A 5,749-nucleotide genomic window follows, 5' to 3' on the forward strand; every position below is an offset into this window, starting at 1 on the left:
TTATCAGCAATTAACTGTAATCAGGAAATTATGGCAAGGCGTTTAATCGCTAAAACCAAAACAATTTATTGTCGCAGTATGCGTAAACTGTTGATTAATAGGATTTTAACTGCAGGTTATTAATGAATAATTTTTCTCTTGACATCACGGTTGCTTGACCCATACGTGTTAAGTTAAGCGTGATACCCCACATAACTCCAAATCTTTTACGCTCAATTTCTTAGGTTTAGGGGTATATGGCGATTCATCAATCAACTGCAATGTTGTTTTTCTGGACGGTTGATGATTTTTCTCACACGCTTTTAACATAATAGGTAGGGTTCCTTCTTACTTCATGTGGGTAACTCAACTTAAGGCTATCGACCAACGGGAGCGGGTAGTACAATCTACCGACTTATCCTTTTATAGGCTTTCCCTTGCAAACGATAGAGATTAAAGGCAACATGGCAAGGCTTATAATTTCTCTTCCCCTGTTGCCCATAGGTGGGTGTTGTTAATCCTACCCACTCACTTTGAGAAAGAGCCCTAATTTTTATATATAGGATATGGTAAAACAACACAACCGACGATGTTCATCCCCACACTCAATGTCCTAGCAAGAGGATGGGGTTAAGGGGTTAGCGAGGGGTCAGCAACCCCCGGCATAAAAGGGGCGAGCCGCCCTTTTTTTGTCTTTTCTTCTTAGGGGTGAACTATTGCCGTGTTTATGGCTCTATGTGGTCTTGCACGAAGTCTTCTATGTATGAGTCTGTGATGGTGTCGTTGTACATGACCATATCGAGTTGTTTGGTGTAGACGGTCAGTTTGCCGAGCATCGTCAGTCGTTTCTCTATTGACGATTTTTTGTACTTCAGGACGGCAGCATCTATGACGTCCTCCCTCACCCGTACAGAGTCAAAGTGCAGGTGTCTGAGGATTTCTGATATCAGCCTGACGCGTCGCAGTCTCCTGTCCGTGGTTGACCCGCCCCCCTTGAAGTGGAATTTGATATAGTTGTCGTTGAGATGGTCCCCGGCAAAGGCCTCAACGGTTGACAGGTGATAGCCCAGGCGGATAGAAAAGTTCATGTAGTGTGCCGATACGAATGCAAAGCTCCTCTTGGCTATTTCGTCGTATTCGGCCTCGGACATGGATGCGCTGTGGGCAACCATCCCCATGAATCCTTTCATGTCAAAGGGACGCGCTTGCGGCCACCTCATCGAAAGCATACCCTTGAAGAAGGCGTTAAACGGCTCCGAGGTAATGTCCTCCGGGGCAATGGCCCTGGTTGTGGCGCTGATGCCGCCGCCCAGATCAATGGCGTACAGGTCTATGGGGATGCCGGCCACCACCCGCACGGCACCAAAACTGTCCTGCAGAGAAGGCAGCTCAGTCATGGAAAACATCGATAGCATCGCCTTTTCATGCGCAAAGCGTGTTATGTCGTGGAACGTCTTACAGTGCTCTGCCGTGAAGTCCTCCGCATCGGGATTGACCAGGTTGAGCATGACTATGTGCTTGAGCACCCTTGACAGGGTCTTAAAGAGATGTGTGCTTTTAAAGGGGTCGTGTTTTTGTTCGAGGTACGTTATCAGTTCGGTGACGTAGCCTTCGTATATATTGCCGTTTATGGCATCCACGGTTATTTCGGAGTCGTGTTTTATGGTCATCGTTGCTACTTCGGTATCCAGGATCGTGGGGATTTGGAACTCTCTGGCAAGTGAGGCCATATGTCCGGTGGTGCCACCGACGTCGGTGACAATGGCGCGGACCTTGTTCATGACGGTTACGAACTTTGGAGAGGTGTTGCGCGCTATTAGGACTGCACCTTCGGGGACATGTATCAGGTCATCCTCGCTCCTGAGGATGTAGGCCCTGCCATGTCCCACACCCTTGCAGGCAATGATCCCCTTGTCCAGGAGCACCTTGTGGCCTTCTATGCGTATAGGGCGTGCTTTTTGCTCCTCCTTTGCGGTGACCACCAGGGGTCTGCTTTGTAGTATCAGCAGGCGGTCGTTGCTGTCTATGACCCATTCGATGTCCTGTGCTGTGCCAAAGTGGTTCTCCAGGAGTTTTGCATACCGTGCAAGCTCTGCTATCTGGCTATTTTTCAGGCATGGCGTCTCCTCCGCCTCATCAGGCAGCGGAACCTCCTTCAATGACCCCCCGGAGGTACAGACGACCATCGTGACCTGTTCGGTGGGCATTGTCTGTATGACCCTTGTGATATCGTCTTTTGGCACTATATACGTCTCAGGCGTCACCATGCCGTCCACCAGACACATGCCAAGCCCCCAGATGGCGTTTATGATGATCCTGTTACTGCCCGGCTCATTGGGGTCGTCGGAGAATATGACTCCGCTCACCTTAGAGTCAACCATCTCCAGGATGCCCACGGCCATGGCCAACTCGTTTTCCGTAAACCCCTTGGTCTTGTAGTAAAAGATAGCCCGAGACGAAAAGAGGCTGGCCAGCACCTCCTTGTACCTCTGAAGCACATGTTGCGGTTTGACGTTGAGAAAGGTGGCATACTGACCGGCAAAGCTGAAATCGCTGTCTTCCTCTATGGCGCTGCTGCGGATGGAGAGGTCAAAGGAGTCGTTGTTGCACAGCCCGGCGGTGGAGGCAAGGATGGCCTCGGCCATATCATCGGGTATCTCCCCGGCCAGGATATCTCCCTGACACTGGGCGCTTACACGGTTGAGCTCTTCCATGTTGCTTACGGAGAGCGTTGCAAGGCGTTCGTGAATCTTTTCAAGCATACCGTTGTGTTCCATGAACCGCTTATAGGCATGGGCCGTTATGGCAAAGCCGGCAGGGATGGGGACGTTGAGGAGATTTTTTATCTCACCGAGGTTGGCGTTTTTACCGCCGACGCTGTTGACTTTCTCCTTGGTTATCTCAGCCATTGACAGGGTGTAGCCCTCCGTGGGGATATCTCGTTTGGTGTTGAGGATGCCTTCTATGTCCATGCTGATATGGTTAAAGCGGTCGTAGAGGGCCATATACCTATTATGGGTAATGTCGTTGAGTTTGTCGATCAGTTCCCTGGTGTGTTCGGTTATGGTTATCAGACTGTGGACGATGTATTGTCTGTCAAACAGGTACTCGCCGGAGAGTTTTTCCTCCATGTCTGCCATGACGCCAAGAATACTGTTGTTACAGTGCAGGAGGGCCTTGAAAGACTCGTACCTTGCGGCCAGGATATCCCTCTCAGACTTCACGGACGTCTCCAGGGAGCGCTGCGTGCGTACTCCGATCTTTTGCAATATGCCCTTGAGTGCTTCCTTATATTTCATCTGCAATCACGTGCTGATAAACTAACATTTCTGTTGATTAAAAAGCAAGACACCCGTATGAAAGGTTACGCATGATGGGGTCAAGGGGACTTCTTCGTGCCAGGGGCGGCTCGCCCCTCCCCTTGCAGGGGAGGTCAAGGAGCCAGGTGCGACCTGGAGCGGTAAAGAAGGGCGGAGCCGCCCTTCTCTGTAGGGGGTAGGGGACGAAGCCCCCATTCTTTCTTTGACGAAGCCACCAACTACTTTCTTATGCACCCCTGACTATTGGGGGGTATAAATAGTGGTGTTGTTTGTGTTACAATATAATAAAAGTTTAATAAGAAGGAGGGTGCCATGTCGGAGGAATTCGCACATCGTCCATTTGATGAGCTTGGTGGGTTACTCAAGGGTAAGATGGCTCTCCGGAGGCAGAAAGAGCCAAAGAAGGTGGCCAAGGCAGCCGTGGAAACAGTCGCACCGGAGATGACCGACGAGGAGTTATTCAGAGAGGCAATGCTCAATGTGAAAGAGATCAAGGAATTTACGCAAATCCCATACAGCCGGGGTAAGCTGAAGCCACCCCCCTGCAAAGATGACGATGACGATTACGGCGACAAGGAGTGCCTGGACACCCTCCGGGCGATCAGAGATGGCAAGCGCCCCATCGACATCAGAAAAACCCAGGAGTATATCGAATGGAACAACCCGGCCCACAGAAACGTCTTCACGCTACACCTTCACGAGGGCAGGTACTCGGTGCAGGACTTCCTGGACCTGCACGGCAGTACGCTGGCAGAGGCAGAACTGATAATCACCGACTTCATCAAGGAATCCGTCAGGAAAAGCCACCGTTGTGTAAAGATAATCCATGGACGGGGGCTGCGTTCACCCAATGGTCCGGTGCTTAAAAACGCCATTACCGGTTGGCTTTCCGGTCGTATGCGCAAGTACGTCATGGCCTTTGCCACAGCGCCACAGTACGATGGTGGCCTCGGCGCACTGTACATACTCCTTAAGAAGGGGTGAGGCCCCCCAAGGCCAGGGCAATCGCATTTGATCGCAAAGAGAGAAGGAGACCGGCTCCGCCCCCTTCAGATATACCACCGGCATGGCTCAAGACCAGGCCGCTTTGGCCTTCGCTATGTAGTCGGCTGCCTTTTGCTTATCACCTGTTTCGTCATATACGATGGCCATGTTGTTATACGTCGTCGCCACAGACGGATGTCTTTCGCCATAGACTTCTTTGAATATCGCAAGGGATTTTTCGTAAAACGCAATCGCCTGCCTGGCATCGCCTAACTTCCATAATGACTGCGCATACGCATGAAGAAGACTATCAACCTCCACATCTTTCGCTGCCTTGGCCTCGCCAATCACCTCATCTGTGACCCTGACGGCGACCTTCTCCATAATCGCCCAACCCTGCCGATATAAAACCAGCCCGTCAAAGTACCGCCCCAAATCACGCGCATACGGACACGCACCGCGGATGTCACCCACTGCAAGGGCGTGACGAACGGCCTCCTCCAGGTACTTGTAGTTCGGCTCCGATGAGGTTTTAACCCAATCGCTGTACCACTTATACGCCAACCCGTGCATCTCAAACTGCTCCCCTGGCGTCAAATTGCCCCACATGGCATCACGAATTACGGGAGTCACCCAGTACACAAACTCACCACGGGAGACGTCCTCACGCTCAACTAACGTCAGATCAACACCCGTGGCCAAAAACTGAGCGCCGCCAAAGCCAGCAAAGGCAGTCGCATCAACAGGCTCCCCGTACACTGCCGCCCTCCGAATAAACCCGTGGAACTTCGGCCCCTTAGTCTCTGCGATCACATCCGCAAGAAACTCGTGGATGAACTCACCTTGTTTGAGCTTCAACTGCGCCTCAAGGTCAACCAAATCGTACCTGGCCTCGTCCCTGGCGATAACGTCTAACCACTCCAACAATCGGGGATTGCCGCCACCGTATCGCAAATACATCTTAACGTGGCTGCTCTTTGCGACAAACTCAAGATTACTCGCCTTCTTGTCTAAATCCGCACCATCAAACGACCTTAGCGTTATATCAACGAGTTTCGTCCTGGACAGGTCTTCACCATCGACCTCAAGGATAAACGGATACCGGCTCGATATCACGACGTTGCTGCTGCCTTCAGCCCAATCAACCGCCTCAAGAAAGGGATGGATGACCTCGATTGCCTCAGACTTCACGTTATACTCATTGCCGCTACGGATGAGGTTTTGCTCAAAATCGTCGAAATATACTATTATCGAAAGCTCATATTTAAAGACGGAACCGAAAAGGTCATATATTTTTTCCTTGTATTGCGTATCTGTTGATGCAATAATTTTCAGACCGACCTTGTTACGCTGTTTATTGAGCATCGCCCTCAACTTCACGGTCACATCCGCCTCACTGACCACCCCGTGAAAGACAACCAACTCCTTGTCCTTGACCCTCTCAACGAGCTTCCCGACAAGACAGC

General features: G+C 51.1%; 3 protein-coding genes. 1 reads left to right on the plus strand and 2 read right to left on the minus strand.

Going from position 1 to position 5,749, the window contains the following annotated elements; translation table 11 throughout:
• Window positions 1-704 precede the first annotated feature (704 nt).
• Window positions 705-3,278, minus strand: a complete 2,574-nt coding sequence (locus tag HWQ67_RS11830; protein WP_218252898.1) for a PEP/pyruvate-binding domain-containing protein — start codon at window positions 3,276-3,278, stop codon at window positions 705-707.
• 333 nt (window positions 3,279-3,611) lie between these two features.
• Between HWQ67_RS11830 and HWQ67_RS11835 the strand changes: the two genes are divergently transcribed.
• Window positions 3,612-4,283, plus strand: coding sequence for a Smr/MutS family protein (locus tag HWQ67_RS11835; RefSeq protein WP_218252899.1), 672 nt, complete (start codon window positions 3,612-3,614; stop codon window positions 4,281-4,283).
• Window positions 4,284-4,370: 87 nt separating this feature from the next.
• Here HWQ67_RS11835 and HWQ67_RS11840 read toward each other — a convergent pair.
• Window positions 4,371-5,749, minus strand: a 1,379-nt coding sequence (locus tag HWQ67_RS11840; RefSeq protein ID WP_218252900.1) for a tetratricopeptide repeat protein, incomplete at its 5' end; no start/stop codon positions are given.

The organism is Candidatus Magnetobacterium casense (assembly GCF_019173545.1).
In the GTDB taxonomy this organism is placed as follows: Bacteria; Nitrospirota; Thermodesulfovibrionia; order Thermodesulfovibrionales; family Magnetobacteriaceae; genus Magnetobacterium; species Magnetobacterium cryptolimnobacter.